General features: G+C 67.6%; 27 protein-coding genes. 10 read left to right on the top strand and 17 right to left on the bottom strand.

Translation table 11 applies throughout. The annotated features are described in order from the left end of the window. The first annotated feature begins 52 nt into the window (after positions 1 to 52). Together GR702_RS02255 and GR702_RS02250 are read left to right on the top strand one after the other, a co-directional pair. Positions 53 to 1,288, top strand: a complete 1,236-nt coding sequence (locus tag GR702_RS02255; protein ID WP_337192501.1) for a cell wall hydrolase — start codon at positions 53 to 55, stop codon at positions 1,286 to 1,288. Positions 1,289 to 1,428: 140 nt separating this feature from the next. After that, positions 1,429 to 2,577 carry an acyltransferase family protein gene (locus tag GR702_RS02250; RefSeq protein ID WP_337192500.1) on the top strand — a complete coding sequence of 383 codons (1,149 nt, stop codon included), beginning with the start codon at positions 1,429 to 1,431 and terminating at the stop codon, positions 2,575 to 2,577. A 32-nt stretch (positions 2,578 to 2,609) separates the two neighbouring features. On the opposite strand, the gene xth is transcribed toward GR702_RS02250, so the two are convergent. The 3 genes from xth to GR702_RS02235 form a co-directional block, all read right to left on the bottom strand. Next, positions 2,610 to 3,383: an exodeoxyribonuclease III gene (gene xth, locus GR702_RS02245; protein WP_160984302.1), complete on the bottom strand. Its 774-nt coding sequence runs from the start codon at positions 3,381 to 3,383 to the stop codon at positions 2,610 to 2,612. Beyond that, entirely contained in the window at positions 3,380 to 3,712 is a 333-nt protein-coding gene (locus GR702_RS02240) for a HesB/IscA family protein (RefSeq protein WP_160984301.1), read from the bottom strand. The genes xth and GR702_RS02240 overlap by 4 nt, the downstream gene beginning before the upstream one ends. Before the next feature lie 90 nt (positions 3,713 to 3,802). Continuing rightward, complete coding sequence (locus tag GR702_RS02235; RefSeq protein ID WP_160984300.1) at positions 3,803 to 4,228, bottom strand: CBS domain-containing protein; 426 nt, start codon at positions 4,226 to 4,228, stop codon at positions 3,803 to 3,805. A 174-nt stretch (positions 4,229 to 4,402) separates the two neighbouring features. Here GR702_RS02235 and GR702_RS02230 point away from each other — a divergent pair, with 174 nt between their 5' ends. After that, positions 4,403 to 4,693 carry a hypothetical protein gene (locus GR702_RS02230; protein ID WP_160984299.1) on the top strand — a complete coding sequence of 97 codons (291 nt, stop codon included), beginning with the start codon at positions 4,403 to 4,405 and terminating at the stop codon, positions 4,691 to 4,693. Positions 4,694 to 4,757: 64 nt separating this feature from the next. On the opposite strand, the gene GR702_RS02225 is transcribed toward GR702_RS02230, so the two are convergent. The 5 genes from GR702_RS02225 to GR702_RS02205 form a co-directional block, all read right to left on the bottom strand. Continuing rightward, positions 4,758 to 5,153: a (2Fe-2S) ferredoxin domain-containing protein gene (locus GR702_RS02225; protein WP_160984298.1), complete on the bottom strand. Its 396-nt coding sequence runs from the start codon at positions 5,151 to 5,153 to the stop codon at positions 4,758 to 4,760. Next, positions 5,150 to 5,581, bottom strand: coding sequence for an acyl-CoA thioesterase (locus GR702_RS02220; protein WP_160984297.1), 432 nt, complete (start codon positions 5,579 to 5,581; stop codon positions 5,150 to 5,152). The genes GR702_RS02225 and GR702_RS02220 overlap by 4 nt, the downstream gene beginning before the upstream one ends. A gap of 64 nt (positions 5,582 to 5,645) precedes the next feature. Next, positions 5,646 to 6,098, bottom strand: a complete 453-nt coding sequence (locus GR702_RS02215; protein ID WP_160984296.1) for a DUF2497 domain-containing protein — start codon at positions 6,096 to 6,098, stop codon at positions 5,646 to 5,648. A 100-nt stretch (positions 6,099 to 6,198) separates the two neighbouring features. Then, complete coding sequence (locus tag GR702_RS02210; RefSeq protein ID WP_160984295.1) at positions 6,199 to 7,665, bottom strand: TolC family outer membrane protein; 1,467 nt, start codon at positions 7,663 to 7,665, stop codon at positions 6,199 to 6,201. Between the two features lie 2 nt (positions 7,666 to 7,667). Next, positions 7,668 to 8,288, bottom strand: coding sequence for a protein-L-isoaspartate O-methyltransferase family protein (locus tag GR702_RS02205; RefSeq protein WP_160984294.1), 621 nt, complete (start codon positions 8,286 to 8,288; stop codon positions 7,668 to 7,670). Between the two features lie 223 nt (positions 8,289 to 8,511). On the opposite strand from GR702_RS02205, the gene GR702_RS02200 reads away from it, so the two are divergent. The 3 genes from GR702_RS02200 (at position 8,512) to GR702_RS02190 (ending at position 12,506) form a co-directional block, all read left to right on the top strand. After that, positions 8,512 to 10,035 carry a fumarate hydratase gene (locus tag GR702_RS02200; RefSeq protein WP_160984293.1) on the top strand — a complete coding sequence of 508 codons (1,524 nt, stop codon included), beginning with the start codon at positions 8,512 to 8,514 and terminating at the stop codon, positions 10,033 to 10,035. Between the two features lie 301 nt (positions 10,036 to 10,336). Further along, on the top strand, positions 10,337 to 11,719 hold the full coding sequence (locus GR702_RS02195) for a sensor histidine kinase (RefSeq protein ID WP_160984292.1): 1,383 nt from the start codon (positions 10,337 to 10,339) through the stop codon (positions 11,717 to 11,719). Beyond that, entirely contained in the window at positions 11,712 to 12,506 is a 795-nt protein-coding gene (locus GR702_RS02190; RefSeq protein ID WP_337192499.1) for a LytR/AlgR family response regulator transcription factor, read from the top strand. The genes GR702_RS02195 and GR702_RS02190 overlap by 8 nt, the downstream gene beginning before the upstream one ends. 134 nt (positions 12,507 to 12,640) lie before the next feature. Here GR702_RS02190 and GR702_RS02185 read toward each other — a convergent pair whose 3' ends face one another. Further along, on the bottom strand, positions 12,641 to 12,958 hold the full coding sequence (locus GR702_RS02185; protein WP_160984290.1) for a UrcA family protein: 318 nt from the start codon (positions 12,956 to 12,958) through the stop codon (positions 12,641 to 12,643). A 494-nt stretch (positions 12,959 to 13,452) separates the two neighbouring features. On the opposite strand from GR702_RS02185, the gene GR702_RS02180 reads away from it, so the two are divergent. Both GR702_RS02180 and GR702_RS02175 read left to right on the top strand, forming a co-directional pair. Next, on the top strand, positions 13,453 to 14,334 hold the full coding sequence (locus tag GR702_RS02180) for a diacylglycerol kinase family protein (RefSeq protein ID WP_160984289.1): 882 nt from the start codon (positions 13,453 to 13,455) through the stop codon (positions 14,332 to 14,334). Beyond that, complete coding sequence (locus GR702_RS02175; RefSeq protein WP_202407988.1) at positions 14,334 to 15,233, top strand: metallophosphoesterase family protein; 900 nt, start codon at positions 14,334 to 14,336, stop codon at positions 15,231 to 15,233. The genes GR702_RS02180 and GR702_RS02175 overlap by 1 nt, the downstream gene beginning before the upstream one ends. 86 nt (positions 15,234 to 15,319) lie before the next feature. Here the strand turns inward: GR702_RS02175 and GR702_RS02170 are convergent, their stop codons facing one another. From GR702_RS02170 to GR702_RS02160, 3 genes are read right to left on the bottom strand one after another with little or no spacing between them, the layout of a single operon-like run. Beyond that, positions 15,320 to 16,051 (bottom strand): GIN domain-containing protein, encoded by a 732-nt coding sequence (locus tag GR702_RS02170; protein ID WP_160984288.1) that lies wholly within the window; start codon positions 16,049 to 16,051, stop codon positions 15,320 to 15,322. Between the two features lie 27 nt (positions 16,052 to 16,078). Further along, entirely contained in the window at positions 16,079 to 16,645 is a 567-nt protein-coding gene (locus GR702_RS02165; protein ID WP_160984287.1) for a DUF1700 domain-containing protein, read from the bottom strand. Then, positions 16,635 to 17,021, bottom strand: a complete 387-nt coding sequence (locus tag GR702_RS02160) for a helix-turn-helix transcriptional regulator (RefSeq protein WP_160984286.1) — start codon at positions 17,019 to 17,021, stop codon at positions 16,635 to 16,637. Before GR702_RS02160 ends, GR702_RS02165 begins: the two co-directional genes overlap by 11 nt. Positions 17,022 to 17,222: 201 nt before the next feature. Here GR702_RS02160 and GR702_RS02155 point away from each other — a divergent pair, with 201 nt between their 5' ends. Continuing rightward, positions 17,223 to 17,456: a ribbon-helix-helix domain-containing protein gene (locus GR702_RS02155; RefSeq protein ID WP_160984285.1), complete on the top strand. Its 234-nt coding sequence runs from the start codon at positions 17,223 to 17,225 to the stop codon at positions 17,454 to 17,456. Positions 17,457 to 17,481: 25 nt separating this feature from the next. Here the strand turns inward: GR702_RS02155 and GR702_RS02150 are convergent, their stop codons facing one another. From GR702_RS02150 to murA, 3 genes are all read right to left on the bottom strand, one after another. After that, positions 17,482 to 17,964 (bottom strand): phosphoesterase, encoded by a 483-nt coding sequence (locus tag GR702_RS02150; RefSeq protein ID WP_160984284.1) that lies wholly within the window; start codon positions 17,962 to 17,964, stop codon positions 17,482 to 17,484. A 145-nt stretch (positions 17,965 to 18,109) separates the two neighbouring features. Then, the gene (locus tag GR702_RS02145) at positions 18,110 to 18,331 is read right to left on the bottom strand and encodes a hypothetical protein (RefSeq protein ID WP_160984283.1); all 222 of its coding nucleotides are present in this window, start codon (positions 18,329 to 18,331) and stop codon (positions 18,110 to 18,112) included. Between the two features lie 88 nt (positions 18,332 to 18,419). Then, positions 18,420 to 19,703: a UDP-N-acetylglucosamine 1-carboxyvinyltransferase gene (gene murA, locus GR702_RS02140; protein WP_160984282.1), complete on the bottom strand. Its 1,284-nt coding sequence runs from the start codon at positions 19,701 to 19,703 to the stop codon at positions 18,420 to 18,422. Positions 19,704 to 19,860: 157 nt separating this feature from the next. Between murA and GR702_RS02135 the strand changes: the two genes are divergently transcribed. After that, positions 19,861 to 20,739 (top strand): UTP--glucose-1-phosphate uridylyltransferase, encoded by an 879-nt coding sequence (locus GR702_RS02135; RefSeq protein ID WP_160984281.1) that lies wholly within the window; start codon positions 19,861 to 19,863, stop codon positions 20,737 to 20,739. Positions 20,740 to 20,809: 70 nt separating this feature from the next. Here GR702_RS02135 and GR702_RS02130 read toward each other — a convergent pair whose 3' ends face one another. Together GR702_RS02130 and GR702_RS02125 are read right to left on the bottom strand one after the other, a co-directional pair. After that, a complete protein-coding gene (locus GR702_RS02130) occupies positions 20,810 to 21,004 on the bottom strand; it encodes a hypothetical protein (protein WP_160984280.1) in 195 nt (64 codons plus the stop codon). Between the two features lie 16 nt (positions 21,005 to 21,020). Continuing rightward, positions 21,021 to 21,719: a lytic transglycosylase domain-containing protein gene (locus tag GR702_RS02125; protein ID WP_237449496.1), complete on the bottom strand. Its 699-nt coding sequence runs from the start codon at positions 21,717 to 21,719 to the stop codon at positions 21,021 to 21,023. Positions 21,720 to 21,765 lie beyond the last annotated feature (46 nt).

Raw genomic sequence — 21,765 nt, 5'->3', positions numbered from 1 at the left:
CGTATGAGATTTGGCCTGTGGCGCGTGGGAGCGGGATCGCCCGGATGCACGCGTGCCCGTGCGCATGGGACAAGGGCGGCTCGATTGGGAGACGGTCCTTGCCGGTGCAGCCACAGCCATGAACGCCGCAGATCGCCTGCTTGGGGCCGGGAAGGCCATGGCGGGCGGAGCCTTGTGGTTCGTGCTGGGAGCGACAGTGCCGGCTGCCGATCCGCTGGTCGGGGTGGCACCGCAAGCGGCAGCGCTCGCCGGGCCCTTTGCTGCCGGGCCCCACCTTGCCATGGGGCTGCCGGTTGGGCCGGGCGCGATGGACCCGCGTGAAAGCGCCGAGGGGAAGCTCGCGCTGGCCCTGAACGCGGCCGTTCCGCTGGCGCGCGGGCCGCTGGTGCCTGCACTGCCGTTCTTCCCTTCGGCTCAGGCGCAGGACCTTGCCCGCGCCGTCGATTGCCTGGCCGCAGCGCAGTATTACGAAGCGGGTCGGGGCGCGAGCGACCAGCGCGCCGTGGCGCAGGTGGTGCTCAACCGGGTGCGCCACCGCGCCTTCCCCGCAACGGTGTGCGGCGTCGTGTTCCAGGGAGCGGAGCGCTCCACTGGCTGCCAGTTCACCTTTACCTGCGATGGCGCGCTGGCCCGGCGCGATCCTTCGGCCGAAGCCTGGGAGGAGGCGCGCCGCACCGCCGCCGCCATGCTGCAGGGGCAGGTGGAGCCCACGGTTGGCCTTGCCACGCACTACCACACCGACTGGGTCAGCCCCGCGTGGGACCGCTCGATGGACAAGATCGCGGCCGTGCGCACGCACCTGTTCTACCGCTGGCGCGGTTGGCAGACGTTCGACAAGCCCTATCCCGGCAGCGAGCCGCGCATTCCGGCGCTCGCCCGCCTCTCGGCATTCCATCGCGACCTGCCCGGTGGAGCGGGCGCGGGCAGCAGTCCGCCGCCCGAGACGGTCGTGCCCGCCCCGGCGCCATCTCCAATGCCTGCCGCGTCGCTGTCGCTGGCGAAGCCGGTCACTGCGACTGCCGGCGTCTTCCTGGCGACCCTGCCACCCGGCGCCGGGGCGGAGAGCTTCCCGGCGCTTGCCGAACGCCGCTGCGCCGGGCTGGCGGACTGCCGCTTCATCGGCTGGACCGATAGCGCCCGCACGCCCCGCGCCCTGCCGATGCCGGGCAGTTCGGTCGATACGATCGCCTTCGTCTTCACCCGGCGCCGGGGAGCGGAGACGCTGCGGTGGGACTGCACCGCCTTCGCCCGGGCGGACCCGGGAGAGTGCATCCGCCGGGGCACCTGACGGCTTGTTCCACGTGGAACGCACCGGCGCGCCCCTCCCGATTTCTCCGCCCGCAATCTGCCATCCGCTTTGCCGCGATGATGAGAAGTGGGCGGGGCTGATATTCTCCACACCGACTTACATCCAAGCCCGGAGCTGCCGTGAGACCTTCACTTTTCCCGCCGGCCAAGCTGGTCCCCACCGAGCCGGGGGAAGTGCGCCGCAATCACTTCAACGCGATCCGGCTCGCCATGGCGATGGCGGTGATCTGGTCGCACTGCTTCGCGCTCTATTGGGGAACGGAAGAGAACGAGCCCGTGTCGCTGCTGCTGGGCGGGCTCTACAACGCCGGTAGCGTGGGCGTGCGGGTGTTCTTCATCATCAGCGGCTTCCTGATCGCGCAAAGCTGGATCGCCAGCCGCAGCCGGGCAGACTATTTCGCCAAGCGGGTGAAGCGCATCTACCCGGGCTTTATCGTGGCGACGGCGGTCTGCACGTTCATCGTCGTGCCCGCCTATGCCAGCGCGGGCTGGAGCCTCGTCACTCCGGGAGCGGTGGTGCAATGGGCATGGCATGCGCTGACGCTCCACGGCGAGGTTCCCGGCGCCGACGCCTTTGCCGGCAATCCCGGGCAGGCGGTGAACGGCGCGCTCTGGAGCATCCGCTACGAGGCATGGTGCTACGTCGGCGTCGCGGTGCTGGGCATCGCGGGACTGATCCGCCGCCCCTGGACCGTGCTGGCCGTGTTGCTGGGCGTGATCGCCGGCAAGGCCCTCCTCGACATTGCCGGAAAGCAGCCCGGCGGCGGGATCATCGAAGCGGTGTTCGGCTGGCCCTATGCCTGGTTTTCGCTGGCGCCGTGCTTTCTCATCGGCCTGCTGGCGCAGGTCTATGGCAAGGCCATACCGCGCAGCCCGCTGCTGCTGGCGGGCCTCCTTGCCGCCCTGATTGCCGCCGCGCAGGCAGGCGCAGGCGCAGGGCCGCAGGGCCGTGTCGCCTTCGACATCCTGTTCCCTTTCGCGGCCGCCTACGCGGTATTCTACCTTGCCTACAGCCGCGCCGTGAACCTGCCGGACGCGGCGCGCTTCGGAGATTTCTCCTACGGCGCCTATCTTTATGGCTTCCCCATCCAGCAGATGGTGAAGGCAAGCCTGGGACTGCCCTTCGCGGTCTATGTCGTTGCGTGCCTGGCGCTTTCGCTCATGGCCGGCGTGGCGAGCTGGAACCTTGTGGAGCAGTGGTTCGTGCGGCCTCGCCCGCCGCGGCCGCGCCGCCCGGCGGTGGCTGTCGGCGGCATGGAGCCCGCCTGACGCCGCGCCGGCCCCGCGCCGCCAGCCGCGCTTCAGCGGCTCAGTTCGACCCAGACGGGAGCATGGTCGCTGGCCTTTTCGCGGCCCCTGTGCACCTTGTCGACGCCGCAGGAGACCAGGCGATCGGCCAGTTCCGGCGAGAGCAGCGAATGGTCGATGCGGAAACCATGGTCGCGCTGCCATGCACCAGCCTGATAGTCCCAGAAGGTCCATACTCCGCCGCGCGGATTGTGCGTGGCGAGCGCGTCGGTCCAGCCATCGCCCAGCAGGCGGGAATAGGCGTCACGCGAACCGGTCTGCATGAGCGCATCCGCTGCCATGGCAGGGGGGGACCACACGTCGCGGTCGGTGGGAATGACGTTGTAGTCGCCGGTGACGATCGCTGGCACTTCCTCGGCCAGGATCGCGTTCATGCGCCTGCGCAGGCGCTCCATCCAGCGCAGCTTGTAGTCGTACTTGGGGCCGGGCACGGGATTGCCGTTGGGCAGGTAGATGCACACGACGCGCACCCCCATCACGTCCGCCTCGAGGTAGCGGGAATGTTCGTCCTCAGGCTCGCCCTCAAGCCCGCGCTGGACTTCGACGGGCATTTCGCCGTCGGCCAGAATGGCGACGCCGTTGAAGCCCTTCTGGCCGTGCCAGATGCCCCGGTAGCCCAGCTTCTCGAACTCGGCGATGGGGAAGCCTTCGTCCTGCGTCTTGATCTCCTGCAGGCAGGCGACCGCAGGGCGCGTTTCCTCCAGCCATTCCAGCAGGCGGGGAAGGCGTGCCTTCACCCCGTTTATGTTGAACGTGGAGATCTTCATACCGAGAAGCTGGACCCGCAGCCGCAACCCGCCGCCGCATTGGGGTTCTCGACCTTGAAGGCCGCGCCTCCCAGCGATTCCACGAAGTCCACCACGCAGCCCGAAACAAGGTCGAGGCTGACGGGATCGACCACCAGCCTGACGCCGTCGGTCTCCGTCACGCTGTCCTCGTCCTCGGGTGCGTCGGCCAGGCCGAACCGGTACTGGAAGCCCGAGCAGCCGCCACCTTCCACCGCCAGGCGCAGGATGGCGGGCTTGCCCTGCTTGCTCGCGATGGCGGCGACCCGCGCGGCGGCCGAGGGGCTGAGTGTCAGGCTGTTCTGGTCCATGCCGCCGATGTAGGCGCGCGGTGCCCGGGGGGCAAGTTCCGAGGCTTCACGAGCGCGCTCGATGCGCCACCCGGCAGGCGGCGCGGGTCCTCACACGGCCTGGATATAGTCCCGCATCGCCGCGGCTTCCGATTCGATCTTGTCGATCCGGTATTTCACCAGATCCCCGATCGAGACGAACGAGACCATGCGCCCGCCCGAAACCACCGGCAGGTGGCGGATGCGCCGCCGGGTCATGAGCGAGAGCGCCGCCATGACCGAAGTCTCCGGCTCCACCGTCACCGGCGAGGCGGTCATAATGTGGCCCAGCGGCATGTCCAGCACCTGCGCGCCCATTTCGTGCAGGCGGTAGATCACGTCGCGTTCGGAGAAGATGCCCGCGATCTCGCCGTCCTCCATCACCGGGACCGCGCCGATGCGCCGGTCGGCCAGCAGGGCCACCGCATCGCGCACGGTGGTGGAGACGTCGCAGGTGACGATATCGGCACGGCCTTCGATGATGCGACCTATGGTCATGATCCTGTTCTCCCGGTTGAGGGCCTGTCTCTTGCGGTCTGCCCGTGGGCGAGGATACCACATGGCCGGGCGGGGTGCCACTTGGGGCATGACCCGATGCAAGCCGCGCCGGATTTGCCTGCGGGCACCCCGGATTTGCTTGCGGGCAGGGCCAGGCGGGCCCAGATAGGCGGCATGATACCGCGTTCCCCTCTCGACGATCCGGAGAAGGCCGCCCATGCTTGGGCGCGCTACCTGCGCGTCATGCGCTGGATGCTGACGGTGACGGTGGGGCTGGTGATCGGCTCGCTGCTTCTGCTCTACCGTTCGAACGGCATGGTCTCGATCCACTTCTACATCGCGACCGCGCTGGGCGTCGGCTTCACGATGCTGCTGGCATCCGCGCTGATGGGGCTGGTTTTCCTCTCCAGCGGCAGCGGGCACGACGAGGTCATGTCAGAGCCGCACGACGAGGAGAAGGGCTGAAGCCCGCGCGGAGGCTGGCGATTCCATCCGTAGCACTGGCGCTATCCAGGGTGCGCGGGGCCGTTCAGGCCGGACGCCTCAGGCGGTAGCGCTCCACCGGCGTGCCGCCGATCAGGTGCTCCTGGATGATCGCTTCCAGCACGTCCTCGGTGCAGGAATGGTACCACACGCCGTCCGGCCAGACGACCGCGACGGGGCCTGCGTGGCAGATGCGCAGGCAATCCGCCTTGGTCCGCGCAACCCCGCCACCTGTGGCCGTTCGCGGGCCGTCGAGCCCTAGCTGCTTCAGCCGCTTCTTCAGGTACTTCCACGCGGCTTGCCCTTCGGAAGGTGAGCAGCATTCGCCTTTCTGCGGCTCGGCGCAGATGAAGATGTGGCGCTCCACGCTGTCGCTGCCGGTCTTGGCGAAGGCTTCCTCGGCCTTGCGCAGGTCTCGCCCGGCGGGATGATCCCCGCTCATGGCCGCAGCCTCCACCGGTCCGCCTGCCGGGCGAATTCCCGCGGCAGGGGCGCCGGCCCGTCCTTGCCCACCGCCACCATGGTGCTGCGAGCGAAAGCGACAAGCCGGCCCTCCTGCATGGCGAGCTGGACGAGGCGATGGCTGGTGCGGCCGGTGTCCTCCAGCGCGCAGTGCACCGTCACGGGCTCGGGATAGTGCGCCTCGCCAAGGTATTCGATGGCGATGCTCGCGATCATCGAGGCCAGGCCGGCAAGCCCGTCGCGGTAGCCGCAGGCGTGATGGAAGCGCACGCGGCTGTCCTCGAAGTAGCCCGCGATGGCGACGTTGTTGATGTGCATGTTGACGTCGAGATCGCCGAAGCGCATTTCGATGTCGGACGAGAAGGGATAGCGCTGCGGTTGCAGCAGCGCGGGATCGGGCCTTGGCATGGCACGAAAGGTAGGGAGCGCGACCGCCCCGGTCCACCCCTCTCCTTGAACCCTGCTTGTGCGGTCAGGTCTTCTTGCCGACGATGCGGGCGATCTCGGCGGCGACGAGGCGCTCCACCATCGGGGGCAGGTTGCGGTCCAGCCACTCGGCAAGGGCGGGACGCAGAAGCTCGCGGGTCAGCCCTTCGAGCGAGGTCTCGCCCGAGCGGACGATCTGCGGCTGCGCACCCGGTTCGGACAGCATGGCGAGCGCCGCCAGCGATTCGCGCATGGAATTGCGGGCCTGTGCATGGACGAGCGCGGGCTCGTCCTCCGCCGTTTCGGACGGGGTGGCGGGGATCTGCGCGGTCTCGGACAGTTCCAGCACGTCGTCCTCCCCGCTTTCCTCAGGCGCGGCGGCAAACGGATCGTGGCGCGGCCGGGCGGCGGGCGCGGCATCTACACGGGCGTCGCGCGCGATGACCTGCTTGATCGACTGGAGGATCTCCTCGACCGAAGGTTCGCCGTTCTGACGCATCTGCACTGTTCCCCGTTGGTGCCCGAATATCGGAACCGCGGGATTAACCTTGGCACCGATGGCTGTGCAAGCGGTTTGTAGGCTCAGGCGGTTTGTAGGCTCAGGGTTCCTGCGCCTCGGGGATCGAGCCGTTCTGCGCCGGCGTTCCCGTGGTGCGGGTGGAGCGTGCCACCGGCGCCGGATCGTCGTCCCAGTCCAGCACCTTGCCGCGCACGCGCTCGTAATTGACTTCCGGGTCGTAGAGCGTGCCGCCTTCCAGGTTCAGATCGCGCGCTTCGGCGCGGCCCATCGCCGCCAGCACCGAGAAGCCGGCGACATAGGCGTTGCGGCGGGCCGTGACGAGCGTGACCTGTGCGTTCAGCAGTTCGTTCTCGGCATCGAGGATGTCGAGGATGGTGCGCCGCCCTACCGAGTTCTCGGCCCGCACGCCCTCGAGGCTGAGCGCGGCGGCGTCCACCGCCACCTGCGAGGAGCGGATGAGGTCGTTGGAAGCAATCCACGAGGTATAGGCGGAGCGCACTTGCGCGATGATGTCGCGCTCGGTGGCGATTTCCTGTTCGAGCGCGGCCGAGGCGGTAGCCTGCGCCTGGCGGCGCTGCGCGGCGGGAAGGCCGCCCTGGAAGATCGGGATCGAAAGCTGGGCACCCGCCTGCGCGGCGCTGTCGCTTTGCGAGACGCCCGAACTCGGCACCCCGCGTGCCAGCGTGTTGAAGTAATTGTTGTACGACCCCTGCCCGAACAGGCGGACTGTGGGCAGGCGGCTCGCGCCGGCGACGTCGATGTCCTTCTCGGCGGCCCGCGCCCTCTCGCGCGCGCCGATGAGGTCGGGGTTGGAATCGAGCGCGATGGTGGCGGCCTCGTCGGCGCTGCCGGGAAGATTGGGCAGCGGCGGCGGCGCTTCCAGCACGCCGGGCACCGTGCCGATCAGCCGGATGTAGGTCTCGCGCGCCGAAGCGAGGTTGGATTCGGCGGTGAGCAGGTCGCTCTGCGCCACGGCCAGGCGCGACTGCGATTGCGCCACGTCGGTGCGGGTGAGATTGCCGATCTCGAACCGATCGCCCGTCGCCTCGAGGTTGGTCTGCAGGACGCTGACGTTCTTGCGGTTAAGTCCGACGATCGCCTCGGTGCGGATCACGTCCATATAGGCCGCGACGACTTGCGAGAACAGCGTGCTTTCGGAGCCGCGAAGATCGGCCTGCCCGGCTTCCACGCGGATCTTGGCGGCCTTGATGCGGTTCTTGACGCCGCCGCCCGAATAGATCGGCACGCCCAGGTCCGCCCCGGCGGTGAACACGCGCGAGGGGGCGTTGAACGAGTTCTCGCTCTGCTTCAGGTATTCGGTGAAAGTGCCCTGCGCGCTTGCGGAGGGCAGCCCCGCCGCGCGCGCGATCGGCACGTTCTCGTCGTTGGCACGCTGCTGCGCGCGGGCGGCCTCGAGCGTCGGATTGGTCTGGTAGGCCGAGATCAGCGCATCGCGAAGGGTTTCGGCCTGCGCAGGTGCGCCCGCCGCCATCAGTATCAGACATCCCCCCGCAAGCAGCCCGGCACGCTTCGCGAACCGGGCCATGCTCAGAAGCTCCAGCGTTTGGGCGCTGCGAGTTCGGGAAGGACCGGAATGCCCATTTCGGCAAGCGGAAGCAGCGAGACGACGCCCGCGGCCTTGGTGCCGACTGCAAGGCGTGTGACGCCGCGCGACACCTGGCCCGTCACCAGGCGGCCGCCTTCGACGAGGCGCGCGCACAGCGCTTCGGGCAGGACTTCGATGGCGCCGTCGATGACGATCAGCGAATACCCGCCTTCGCCTTCCGCCGCCGCATCGCCGGGCGCGACGACATCGACGCTGCCCGCCAGCGGGCGCAGCAGCGCTGCAAGGTAGCCGATGGAATCGCCCACGAGCAGCACCTTGTCGGTCGCATTGGGCGCGGCTTCGGCCAGCATGCGGCCATGGACGATCGGCGCTGCAAGGAAGCGGCCATCGCCGAGCGGGATCGCACGGTCGATATAGGCGGCATCGCGCATGGCGGCCGGAACGTAGTCTTCACGGGCAATGCCGCCCATCGCCTCGAGCACCCAGGGCTCGTTCACGCCGCTGGTGCGCAACTGGCTGGTGATCATGGCGCGGCGCGCCTCGGAGATGGCGCCGGTGGTATTGAAGCCGGCAGGCGCCGACCGATCCTCGGTCAAGGTCATCAGGTGCAGTTCCCTCACTCGTTCGCAAGCAGCCGCTGTCCGGCTGGCGAAGGCGGCATTTATGGGCTGCCTTCTAGGCGAAGCGGCCGGGCACGCCAAGCCATTTGCGTATACGCCGGTCGATCAATTCAAGCACTTTGACGATAGCGCCCCTGCGGCCTATGGCACCGCCAAAAGTCACGTGATCCGCCAGAACGGACCAGAAAAAACCGGAGCCAATTCCATGACAGATATGGTCACCATCCGCGAAGAGGACCTGATCGAGTCCGTAGCCGATGCACTTCAGTACATCAGCTACTATCACCCGATGGACTACATCCGCGCGCTGGGCGATGCCTACGAGGCGGAGCAGGGCCCCGCCGCCCGCGACGCCATCGCGCAGATACTCACCAACAGCCGGATGTGCGCCGAGGGCCATCGCCCGATCTGCCAGGACACCGGCATCGTCAACGTCTTCATCGAGTGGGGCCAGAACTGCCGTCTGGAGAGCGACCGCTCGCTCCAGGATGTCGTCGATGACGGCGTGCGCCGCGCCTACAACCATCCCGAGAACCGCCTGCGCGCCTCGGTGCTGGCCGATCCCGCCTTCACGCGCCGCAACACCAGGGACAACACTCCTTGCGTCCTGTCGGTCAGCATGGTGCCGGGCTCGAAGATCTCGGTGGACGTCGCGGCCAAGGGCGGCGGCTCGGAGAACAAGTCGAAGTTCAAGATGATGAACCCCAGCGATTCCATCGTCGACTGGGTGATCGAGATGCTGCCGCAGATGGGCGCGGGCTGGTGCCCGCCCGGCATGCTGGGCATCGGCATCGGCGGCACCGCCGAACACTGCGTCAAGCTCGCCAAGCAGAGCCTGATGGAGCCGATCGACATGGCCCAGCTCAAGGCGCGCGGGCCTCAAAACGACATCGAGGCGCTCCGCATCGAGATCTTCGACAAGGTCAACGCGCTCGGTATCGGCGCGCAGGGGCTTGGCGGGCTTGCCACCATCCTCGACGTCAAGATCCTGGACTGGCCGTGCCATGCCGCGGGCAAGCCGGTCGCGATGATTCCGAACTGCGCCGCCACCCGGCACGCGCACTTCACGCTGGACGGCTCGGGCCCGAGCTATCTCGAGACCCCGAACCTCGACGAGTGGCCGCAGGTGGAGTGGAAGCCGAGCAAGGAAGCCAAAAAGGTCAACCTCGACACGCTGACGGCCCAGGAAGTGCAGAGCTGGAAGCAGGGCGACCGGCTGCTGCTCAACGGCAAGATGCTGACCGGGCGCGACGCGGCGCACAAGCGCATCGCCGACATGTTGGCGCGCGGCGAGGAACTGCCCGTCGATTTCCGCGGGCGCGTGATCTACTATGTCGGGCCGGTCGACCCGGTGCGCGAGGAAGTCGTCGGCCCGGCGGGCCCCACCACCGCGACGCGCATGGACAAGTTCTCCGACACCATGCTCGACCTCGGCCTTCTCGCCAGCATCGGCAAGTCCGAGCGCGGCCCGGCGGCGACCGCCTCGATCGCCCGGCACAAGTCGGCATACCTGATGGCGGTCGGCGGTGCGGCCTACCTCGTGGCGCGGGCCATCAAGGAAGCCAGGATCGTCGGCTTCGAGGACCTCGGCATGGAAGCGATCTACGAGTTCACCGTGCAGGACATGCCGGTGACCGTGGCGGTCGACAGCGAGGGCAACAACGTCCACACGCTGGCCCCGCCGGTGTGGAAGGCGAAGATTGCCGAGGAGCACCTGCTGGCGGACTGATCCGCCGACGCCTTGCCCGGTGGCGACTGCGCCTTCGGGGCTGACGGGCCCCGCCTGTCCTTCTCTTTCCAGGAGCGGGATGAGCGGGGCCTTCGTGCGTCGGTATCACCAAAGACAGCAGCGGAGCCGCCCCGACGGGGAGAGCCGATGTTCCACATGGAACATTGCCGTTGCCATACGGGCATAGCCTCGTGCGGGATGTTCCACATGGAACATTTTTGTGCCCTGCTCGACGAACCGCTTACTGCTGCCGATCGGGGAACTGGCGTGAAAGGCGGCTTTCGCGCTATCCCGGGGCATAATGGCAACCGTCGCATCCACTCCGCGCGTTCCGGCGCGGCTCGTCCTTCTGTCGCTCGCTGCCCTGTGGGCCTGCTACTTCATCGTGGCGACGCTGCGAGGCGTGGTCATGGGGATAGACCTTGGCTGGCCGATCGTCTCGCGGCGGCTGACGATCTGCATCGTCTCGATGCTGGTCATGGCGGCGGTGTGGCCGCTGCTCCAGCTTCTCGACCGCAAGTCGGGCCCGATGCGCTTTGCCATCGTTCTGATCGGCGCGCTGCCGCTTTCGCTGGCGCTCAGCCTCGTCAACGGGGTGATCTTTCGCGACGTGGAAGTCGCCGGCTACGGGGATGAGCACGATGCCGCCGCGATCAAGGCAGGCAACGTGCGCATCTCGCGCGACGAGGCGGGCAACATCCTCGTCGATCTTCCCAAGATGGGCCAGCCGCCTGCGCCGCCCGCCCCGCCGGCTCCTCCGCAGTCTGCCCCGGAAGGCGCTTCGAGCGAACCCGCGCCTGCCGTGCCCGCGCCGCCTCCGGTCCCTGTTCCTCCCGCGCAGTCGCCCGAACCGCAAGGAGAGGACAGGTCCGATTCGTCGATCACCATCCATACCGGATCGATGCTGGGCGAGGGGCTGGAGCATTGGGCATCCATCGCCGACACCGCATTCGGACGATATTTCCTCGTCCTTGCCTGGGTCGCGCTCTACTTCGCGCTGGCCAAGGCGGAGGAGGCCCGCGCGGCGGAAAGACGCGAAGGCGAATACCGCCGCGCGGCCGAGGCGGCGGAACTTCGCTCGCTGCGCTACCAGGTCAATCCGCACTTCCTGTTCAACACGCTCAACTCGCTTTCGGCGCTGGTGATGACCGGGCGGCAGGACGATGCGGAGGAGATGATCCAGACGCTATCCACCTTCTACCGCCGCACGCTGACGGGCGACACCACCAACGACATCTCGCTCGCGGACGAGATCGAACTGCAGCGGCTTTACTTCGCGATCGAGGCGGTTCGCTTTCCCAATCGATTGCGGGCCAACATCGATGTTGACGAGGCCGCTCTCGATGCGAAAGTCCCCGGCATGATCCTGCAGCCGCTTGTCGAGAACTCAGTGAAGTATGCGGTCGCCGCCACGCAGCGACCGGTCACCATCGCGATCGAGGCGCGGCGCGAAGGCGGGCAGCTGGTGATCGCCGTGCACGACGACGGCCCGGGCGAGAGCGAAAGCGCAGTTGGAAGGAAGGCGGAAGGCTGCGGGATCGGCCTCGTCAATGTGCGCGACCGGCTGCGCGCGCGTTATGGCAGCGCAGCGACGATCAGCTACGGCCCGCGCGACGAGGGCGGCTTCGCGACGATCCTGCGCATGCCGCTGGAAACCGGCGAACTGGAGCCCACCCGTGGCTGATCCGGAAGGCACGGCGCCCTCCGCTCCGCTCCGCACGCTCATCGTCGACGACGAGCCGCTGGCGGTGGAGCGCATGCAGGTCATCTGCGCGCGGATCGAGGGCATTTCGGTGATCGGCACGGCAAGCGATGGGCAGGCGGCGTTGCGCCTGATCGAAGCGCTCGGGCCCGATCTCGTGCTGCTCGACCTGACGATGCCGGAGACCGACGGGCTTGCCGTTGCGCGCAAGCTGGGGGGGCAACCAGGCGCTCCCGCCGTCATCTTCGTCACCGCGCATGACGAGTTCGCCGTGGAGGCGTTCGATCTCGATGCGGTGGACTATGTGCTCAAGCCCGTCGCGCCCGACCGGCTGCAGCGCGCCGTCGCGCGCGTGATCTCGCGCCGGGGCGAGCGCTCGCAGCCGCAGGCCAGCCGCTGGCTCGAGGAGTTCTGGGTGCCGCACCGTTCCGAACTGGTGCGCGTTGCCGCTACCGAAGTGCACCGCATCGATGCGGAGCGCGACTATGTGCGGTTGCACGTAGGGGGGCATGGGGCGGGGCAGGGCGCGGGGCAGGGCGCGGGAGGGCAGAGCTATCTCCTGCTCCAGACCATCACCAGCCTGGAGGAGCGGCTCGATCCCGAGCGCTTCATCCGCATCCACCGCAGCTGCATCCTGCAGCGAAACCACGTCACGGGCCTGCGCCACGAGGGGCTCGGCGTCTGGTCGGCGGAGACAGCGGACGGGCAGGCGCTGCGCATCGGGCGCACGTATCTTCCCGCCGTGAAGAAGATGGCGGGGCGCGGGTAAGGCGGACCTGCGCGCACCCCTGGGCATCGATGACGGGGCACGGCCCACAAAAAATTGGCGGACCGCGAGGGCCCGCCAGTGTTTTTTCCGGGTCTTTTCTCTTTTGGGACCTGGATGAAAAAGGGGCGGGCGCCTCAGCCGCCGAGGCGGGTATCGTCCGACTTCTCGATAGCGCTGGCGACCTGTTCGCGCACCTGCGACATCGCCTGAGCGAAGCAGACCCGGTCGACCGGCTCAAGGCGCGTGCCGGTGCTGGGCCGCGAGGAGCAGACGGTGCGGGCTGCCTTGCGGATGCGGCTTTGCAGCTGCTCCTGGCCGCCGGCAGTGGCAAGATCGAGGTCGTTGTAGCGCACTTCCCGGCTCGAGGTGAGCGGTGCGGCGAAGCTGGCCGGAGCGGAGAACAGACCGACGGTGCAGACAGCGGCGGCGACGAATACGGTGGTCTTGAACATGATGCTTTCCTCCTCAGGTTTGAGCCTTGGGGAAGAGTTTCTCCGTCCGGCTCGATGAGTGTGATGTGCACCCGTTCCCGGCGGCGTTCACGCGCAGGTCGATTGGCCGCAGTGGCGTGCCGACGAAGGCATAGCCGGGCGGACGAACGACATTACGGCCCGACGAACGACAGGCGGTGCCCAGTAGAGGGAGGCGAATCGCATAGTTGCGCAAGCGGCCGGCGTTGCCGATTCGGCGAACCGGTACTGTCGCGCTCGGCTCCATAGACCTGAGCGGCGACGATCTCGTCGATCCCGGTACTCTGTTTCGGCGTCCTCAACTTCGCCGCGAGCGAGGCGGTGATCGAAAGCGGCCATCCGATGATCGCGCAAGTGCCCGGGCGGCTCTGAGATCGAAGGCGCTCGGGAGCGGGGAAGCGGAACGGGCCGGGCCGCTGCGGCCATCAACGCAGCGGCGGCGGGAACCCTTGTGCCTGCCCGGGGCTTCTGGCGGCATGGCACATGCGAACGGTGATCCCGGCGCCCCGCGCGCGAAAGTCTGGCTTGTCTGCAACGAGGCGAGCGGCAGCAACGATATCGCGGCGGTGGAAGCCCTCAAGGAGGCTTTCGCGCAGGCGGGTTTCGCGCTCGAGCGGATCCTGCGCTTCCCCGACGATCCCGCGCCCGATCCGCAGGAGCTCGATGCGGCAGGCGTCGATATCCTCAGCGTGTTCGGGGGAGACGGGACCACGCACTCGGTCGTAACTTCGGCATGGGGCTGGCGCGGCGCGCTGCTGGTGCTGCCGGGCGGCACCATGAACATGCTCGCCAAGCGCCTCCACGGCGACGTTCCCGCGCCCGAGATCGTCCTGAAACTGGGCCGGATGCCGCTCGCCACGGCGCGCCCGCAGGTCATCCATTCGCGCCACGGCATCGGTCTCACCGGGGCTCTGGCCGGGCCGGGCACGGTCTGGAACGAAGTTCGCGAGGCGATGCGTGCGGTCAACATAGTGGAATTCGTCACTTCCACGCGTGAGGCGATCAGCCAGTCGACTAGCGGGCCGAAAGTGGTCTGCGCCGATGTCGACTGCGGACGCGAGGACGGCTATGCCGCGATCACGGTGGTTCCCACGGACGATGGGCTGGAAGCGAACGGCTACTATGCGGAATCGCTCGCGGACTATGCCGGGCAGGGCATCGCCCTCCTCAACCGCGATTTCCGTGACGGGCCGCACGACGAACTGGGCCTGCACAAGACCGTGCGCCTTGTCTGCCCGGCCGGTCAGCCGATGGGACTGCTGATCGACGGCGAGCCTTTCGAGGGCGCGGTCGAAGAGACATTCGAACTGGGTCCCTGCGAGGTCGACCTGGTGACGACGAAGGAGTTTGACGGATAATGCACGCCACGGTCGGCTCGATGCCCAGCGGATCGCCTTCGGGCGGCCCCTTGCGGCTGTTCCACCTCAGCGACATCCATTTCGGGCTGGAGGACCGCCGCGCGCTGGACTGGGTGAAAGACTGCATCGAGCGCGAGCGGCCGCACGCCGTCGCGATCACCGGCGACCTGACGATGCGTGCCCGCCATCCCGAGTTCCGCGCCGCCTGCGAATGGATCCAGGCACTGGACGTGCCCGTCACGGTGGAAGTGGGCAACCACGACATCCCCTACTTCAATCTCTACGCCCGGTTCTTCGCTCCCTACGCGCGGTTCAAGGCGATCGAGAAGCTGGTGGAGACGCAGCTTGACCTGCCCAACTTGGCGATCGTCCCGCTTCGCACCACCACCCGGGCGCAGTGGCAGCGCTTTCCCTGGTCGAACGGCTGGGTCACGGAGCGCGCTCTTGGCCACACGCTCGAGGCGATCGACGCGCTGCCTGCAGGCACCCGCGTGCTTGTCGCGGCGCATCATCCGCTGACGGAGCGCCGGGCCGACGGCAAGCTGCTGACGATCAACGGAACACGAACGATGGAAGTTCTTGCCGGCCGCAAGGTCATGGGCATCATGACCGGGCATGTCCACGATCCGTTCGACATGGTGCAGCAGACCCCGGCGGGCCCGCTGCGCATGATCGGCGCGGGCACGCTGTCGCTGCGCATCCGCTCCACCCCCCCCAGCTTCAACGAGATCGTGATCGATGGCGACGAGGTGAAAGTGACCGCCCGCAACCTGGAGCAGGTGCCCACCCCGGCCATGCAGATCGACCGGATACCCGAGAATGCGCTGCCCCCCCGCAGCCCGGAGGAGCCCGTCTCTCCCGTCGCCACGGTGCCGCCGGTCGACCCGCCGGTGCATTGAGCAGGCGGGCGGCGCGCGCCTGACAGCAGAAAGGCCGCGCTGCCCGGTGGCAGCGCGGCCTTTGCCTGTATTCGCTATGGCAAGATTCAGTAATCGTGGTCGATGTCGCCGATGCCGTTCATCTGGCTTCGCAGCGTTGCCGGCTTGCGGACCAGCGTGACGTTGCCCGCGCCGTTGATCTCGACGTCGACAGTGCCGGTCGCACCCAAGGTCACGTCGCCCACGCCGTCGATCCGCACGGTGGCGTCGCGGCCCTCGACCTTGCCGAGGTCGATGCTGCCCGCGCCGTCGGCGGTCACGAACATGCGGTCCACCTTGCCCGACGCTTCGAGATCGATGGCCCCGCGTGAGTTGAGGCGCAGGCTTTCCTGCTGAAGGCCGGTCATCCTGACGTCGCCCGGTGCGTCAAGGTCGAGGCCCGCGATCTCGGGGGCGGTGATCCGAACCTTGAGGCCCCGGCGCATGTTCCCCGACCCCTTGAGCGAGAGGCGACCGTCTTCCCACACGAGCCTGTCGAGAATGCGTGCCGGGCCGCTGACCGTCATCTCGGCCTTGTCGCCCCGGGTGAACTCCAGTTCCACCGGGATTTCCATCGCCAGCTGGCTACCCGACTGGATGGCGAAAGTGCGCGTGGCGGCCGGTCCGTTGGACTTGGCGTCGTCCCCGTTCCCGTCTTCGTCGTCGAAGGTCCAGGTCCAGCTGTGGTTTGCGTCCATCTCGGCGGTAAAGCGGTCGCCGCCGATGGCCCATGCCGCGCTGAACGCGACGATGGAGAGAACGACGCCGCTGGCGAATACGATGAGCAGTTTCCTGAGCATCTTGCAGTTCCTTTCTTCTTTTCGCGTTCAGGCTTCGGAGTGGATGGCGGGCTCGATCACCCGGTAGTGCAGGCGGCCAAACCACATCAGGGCATTGACGATCCAGATGCTGACGAGCGTGAGCAGGGCCGCTGCGGCGATCGCCGCGCTCATGATGCCAAGGCCGCCGAGGATCGATACCAGCGGCCCTCCCGGAAAGCCGCTGAACGGCCCGGCGATAAGGATGAACCCACCGGCGATAAAGGCCGCGAGCGCTCCCACGAAGAGGCCGAAGACCACGCCCAGAACCGGCAGCACGATCGGCAGCAGGATGAGAATGTCGATCGTCGCCAGACCCATGAAGGCAAGGATCGCGCTCCAGGCGGAAGAGGGCGAGGCATCGCTCTTCCAGTTGCGGAAACCGGCCTCGAAGCGCAGTTCGCGCGCCAGCCTGCCGGGATTGCCCAGCGCCGCGGCGACTTCCTCTTCGCTGCGCCCCTCGGCGAGGCCGGCGGCGAAGTGCTCTTCGTAATCGGCGACGATCTCGTCGACGGTGTCCTGCGGCATGCCCTTGAGGCCGGCCTTCAGGCGCTTGATGAACTCGTTACGCTTCATGGCTGGCTTCCCCTTCCTGCACGGGCGCTTGGTCATGGCTGGTTGGCGAGGCGGCTCCGGGGCCTGCGATCAGGGCATCGACGGCGGCGGTGAAGCCGCGCCATTCGTCGCTCTGCTCGGCAAGGCGCGCGCGGCCGGTCTCGGTGATGCGATAATACTTGCGCGAAGGTCCCGAGGGCGATTCCTCGAGATAGGTACCGACTAGGCCCTCGGACTGCATGCGGCGCATCAGCGGGTAGATCGTGCCTTCGCCCATGTCGACCGCGTCGGCCATGCGGCTCGCGATCTCGTAGGCGTAGCTGTCCCCCCGCGAAAGCAGCGCGAGCACGCAAAGGCCGAGCACCCCTTTCTTCAACTGGATTTCGATTTCGGACACGAATCATCTCCTGCGGACAAGACCTGTGTATCGCCAGCTACCATGCGACGCAAGATACCTTGTGTAAGCGGGTACAAGTTTTGGCACGGTACCTGTCGGAGGCAGGTAGCATGCACCGCATCATCGAAGAGAATGACCGGATTCCGAGGTTTTGCCTCCACTGAGCTTGGGGAAATTGTGCAGGTGCGTTAGGCTTCGCACATGCCCGACCTTTATCACCCGCCTATAAAGCGCTCGGTCGAGATTGCCGGGCACAAGACTTCCATCAGCCTCGAACCGGTGTTCTGGGACATGCTGAAGCAGGCGGCGCAGCGCCATGCCGTTCCGCTGAATGCGCTTGTCGCGCGCATCGACGCGGCCCGGCTCGAAGCGGATACGCCTCCGGGCCTTGCAAGCGCGATCAGGGTCTGGCTGGTGATGGCCGAGAAAGACTAAGCCGGTGCCAAACTAGGGTTGGACTTTACGCCGCCTGGCGAACCTCTGCACTGCTCTGGAGGATGGCCTCCAGACTTACGGGTCCCCAACCGATCCGCTCTGCAGAAACGCACAGGTGACCTTCCGGCGATGGGCGGCGCGAGCGGCCGTAGATGACGCGCGTCTCCTCGGGTGCGCTTTCAAATTCGCTCGAAAGGTAGAACACGCCGCCCGGCGTCTCGATGAAGCGGCCCTCGCATACGCTTTCATAGCGGCGGGTGGACAGGCAGTTCCAGGCGGGCGGGTCGAGGTGGCCGCGGACCAGATGCTTGCGGCCCGGCAAGCCGGCAAGATGAACCGGATTACCCACGTTGCCAAGGATCCACACGGTGTCTTCCGGAGCCACCCGGGTGCGCCAGGTCTCGCAGATCCGGCGCGCCATGTCGCGGCAGTCGGCAAAGCCGTGCGCCTGCGCCTGTCGGGCACTGATGCCGTCGAAATGCAGGTTCGCGACTAAGTGGATCGCCATTTCTTGCTCCTGTCCCTCAGGAGTTTCAACGGCTTGGCAGGAGCTTCGTTCCTGGCGCCCAGGAATGCGCACGAAAAAGGGGCAGGGAAGCACTTTCGCGCTGCCCCGCCCCTTCCTGATGGTTTCGGGTATGTCGCCGCTGGCGTCAGTACGTCGACGGCGGATCGCTTGCCGGGAAGCTCTCGTCGATCGCCTCGTCGGTCTTGCTCCAGGCCTTGGGCGGCGTGGTCATGTGTTCGGGGCCGGAATCGCGCACGGTGGCCTTTTCACTGCCGCCGGCGAGCCCCAGCTCCTGCTTGTTGTTCATGGCATACTTGTAGAGCGCGTAACCGACGGCTCCGGCCGCAGCCAACTTGATAAGGCCCATGACGATACTCCTCTCGGTAGTTCGGGAAGAGCAACGCGCGATGTTGCGCGAAGGTTTCTCGATTAGAGCGCCGGTAGGCCCGGCAGGCTTATTCTCCGCCGACCCGTTCGATCTGTGCGCCCACCAGCGCCAGCTTTTCCTCGAGCCGTTCGTAGCCGCGGTCGAGATGGTAGAGGCGGTGAACCTGCGTGCGTCCCTCTGCCGCGAGCCCGGCGATCACCAGGCTCATCGATGCGCGAAGGTCGGTCGCCATGACGTCGGCGCCGGTCAGCTTGCCCACCCCGTGAACCACGGCGGTGCGGCCCTTGGTCTCGATGTGCGCGCCCATGCGGTTGAGTTCGGGCACGTGCATGTAGCGGTTTTCGAAGATGGTCTCGGTCAGCACGCTCGACCCCTCGGCGCGGCACAGCAGCGCCATCAGCTGGGCCTGCATGTCGGTGGCGAAGCCGGGGTAGGGCGCGGTGGAAAGGGTCACGGGGCGAAGCTTGCCGTCGGCCGCCACGTGCAGGCCCTCGGCCGTAGGCTCGACGTGAACGCCCGCGTCGCGCAGGGCCTGCACGGTCGCTTCCATGTCCTCGATCCTGGCGCCCTTCAGCGTCACCTCGCCGCCTGTGATCGCCGCCGCGCAGGCATAGGAGCCGGCCTCGATCCGGTCCGGCATGACCATGTAGGTCGCACCGTGCAGGCGCGGGACGCCGTGGATGGTGAGGTCGGACGTGCCGATGCCCTCGATCTGCGCGCCCATGGCGACCAGCAGGTTGCACAGGTCGACGATCTCGGGCTCGCGCGCGGCATTGTGGAGCGTCGACTTGCCCTTGCACAGGACCGCGGTCATCAGCGCGTTCTCGGTCGCGCCCACGGACACCACGGGGAAGGAGTAGCGCCCGCCCGGCAGGCCGCCGTCCGGCGCGATCGCGCGCACGTAGCCTGCCGCCATCTCGATCGTGGCGCCCAGCGCCTCCATGACCTTGAGGTGCAGGTCGATCGGGCGGTTGCCGATCGCGCAGCCGCCGGGCAGCGAAACGGTCGCCTCGCCCATGCGCGCCAGCATGGGGCCAAGGACCAGGATCGAGGCGCGCATCTTGCGCACCAGGTCGTAAGGGGCGACCGAGCTGGTGATGCGGGTGGCCTGCAGGGTCATCACGCGCCCGAAGTCCTCGGGACGGCTGCCCGCGATGGCGGTGGAGACGCCGAACTGGTTCATCAGGTGCTGGAACCCGTCGATGTCGGCCAGGCGCGGCAGGTTGCGCAGCGTCAGCGGCTCTTCGGTGAGCAGCGCGCAAGGGACGAGGGTAAGCGCCGCGTTCTTCGCGCCCGAGACGGGGATGGTGCCGGAAAGGCGCTTGCCGCCTTCGATGATGATCTTGTCCATTCCCCGTCCTTTAGCGCCAAACGCACGGCGAGCAACGGGAGCCGATGCAAAAGAGCGGCGGATTAAGGGAACCTTAGGGTTAACATGGCCTTGTTGCGTACTTCGATTTTTGGCGCTTTAACCGCACTGCAACATGAGCGAGGCACGATCCGGATCCATGAGTGACACTTTCCGCAAGCCCGTCCGCAAGGCCGTATTCCCCGTCGCTGGTCTCGGCACCCGCTTCCTTCCCGCCACCAAGGCGATTCCCAAGGAGCTGCTGCCGGTCGTCGACCGCCCCCTGATCCAGTACGCCGTCGACGAGGCGCGCGAGGCGGGGATCGAGGAGTTCGTCTTCGTCACGGGCCGCGGCAAGACCGCGATCGTCGAGCATTTCGACACCGCCTACGAACTCGAAGCCACCATGACCGGGCGCGGCAAGTCGCTGGAGCCGCTCGACCCCACGCGCATCCAGCCCGGCAATCTCGTCACCGTGCGCCAGCAGGTGCCGCTCGGGCTTGGCCATGCGGTGTGGTGCGCGCGCGCGGTCATCGGCGACGAGCCTTTCGCGATCTTCCTGCCCGACGAACTGATGTACGGCTCGCCCGGCTGCATGAAGCAGATGGTCGAGGCCTACGACGAAGTGGGCGGCAACCTCGTCTCGGTGCTCGAAGTGCCGATGGAGGAGGTCTCCAGCTACGGCGTGATCGCGCCGGGCGCTGTGAACGGCGCGCTGACCGAGGTGAAGGGCCTGGTTGAAAAGCCCAAGGTGGCCGAAGCGCCCTCGAACAAGATCGTCTCGGGGCGCTACATCCTGCAGCCCGAAGTCATGGGCCTGCTTGAAACGCAGGGCAAGGGTGCGGGCGGCGAGATCCAGCTGACCGATTCGATGGCCAAGCTGATCGGGCAGCAGCCGTTCCACGCCGTGACCTTTGCCGGGCGCCGGTTCGACTGCGGGTCGAAGCTGGGCTTCGTCGAGGCGACGCTGGCGATCGCGCTCGACCGTCCCGACCTTGGCGACGAGGTGCGCGCGATGGCGAAGAAGATGCTGGGCTGATCCGGCCCGGGCCTCGTGCAGGTCTCTTTGGAAGCGCGTCGCCGCAAGGTGGCGCGCTTCTTCGTCACGATCAGCGCTGCGCTTGCCCCGTCGCTGCCGGCGAGAGGATGGGGGTGGTGGTCGGAACTTGCGCGCTCAGGATGACGGCGCCGGCGACAAGGCCCGCTAATCCCCGGGCATGGCGCCTGCCCCGCAGGTCGAGCACCGCGCGCACGATGCAGTAGGCGCCTGCCGGCAGCAGCGCGAAGGCCCGGCCCCGGCTCATTTCGGGGGCCGTGGACTTATCGGCGTACCGGGTCTGTCAGGCGCGCCATGATCGCGGCCACATAGGCCCGTGTTTCGCGGATGTTGGGAATGCCGCCTGCGCGGACGACGCGGGCGGGTCCGGCATTGTAGGCGGCCAAGGCCTTCTCGATGTCGCCGCCGAATGCGTCGAGCTGCATGCGAAGGTATCGCGCCCCGCCTTCGAGGTTGGAGACCGGGTCGGCCGAATTTACGCCCATCTGCGCCGCCGTTCCCGGCATGAGCTGCGCCAGCCCGCGCGCACCGACGGGAGAGCGGGCAAGCTCGTTCCAGCGGCTTTCCTGCCAGACCACGGCCTCGAGCAGGGCCGGGCTGATGTCGTACTTGGCGGCAAGCAGGGCGACTCGCTGGCGCCAGCGGTCGGGCCCGGCCGCGTCGAGCGCTTCGGTGAGCGAAAGCGGGTGGATCTGCGAGCTGACGGCCATGGGCTCGTCGCCCTGTACCAGCCCGATTTCCTCGGGCGGGACCGGGACGGGGGAGCCGATGACGCCCACGCCGGCCAGGTTCTCCATCGGCGCGAACTCGGATCCGGGTTGCACCTTGGGGCCGCCCGCCACCCACTCGGCACCCGAGGCGCCGATCTGCATGACGTCGGCGTGGCAAGTGCCGGGAACCGCGAAGGCCAGCACGGTAGCCAGCAGGAGGGCTGAGGCGCGGACTGCACGGGCAGGCTTCATCGATTCGGGGTTCCTCACCATGTCCCCGCCTCTATCCCATTTGCGA

It is taken from the genome of Novosphingobium silvae, from assembly GCF_009856825.1.
Classification (GTDB): Bacteria; Pseudomonadota; Alphaproteobacteria; order Sphingomonadales; family Sphingomonadaceae; genus Novosphingobium; species Novosphingobium silvae.
The sequence above is the reverse complement of the archived record's forward strand: the minus strand, read 5'-3'. Positions and strand labels throughout refer to the sequence as shown.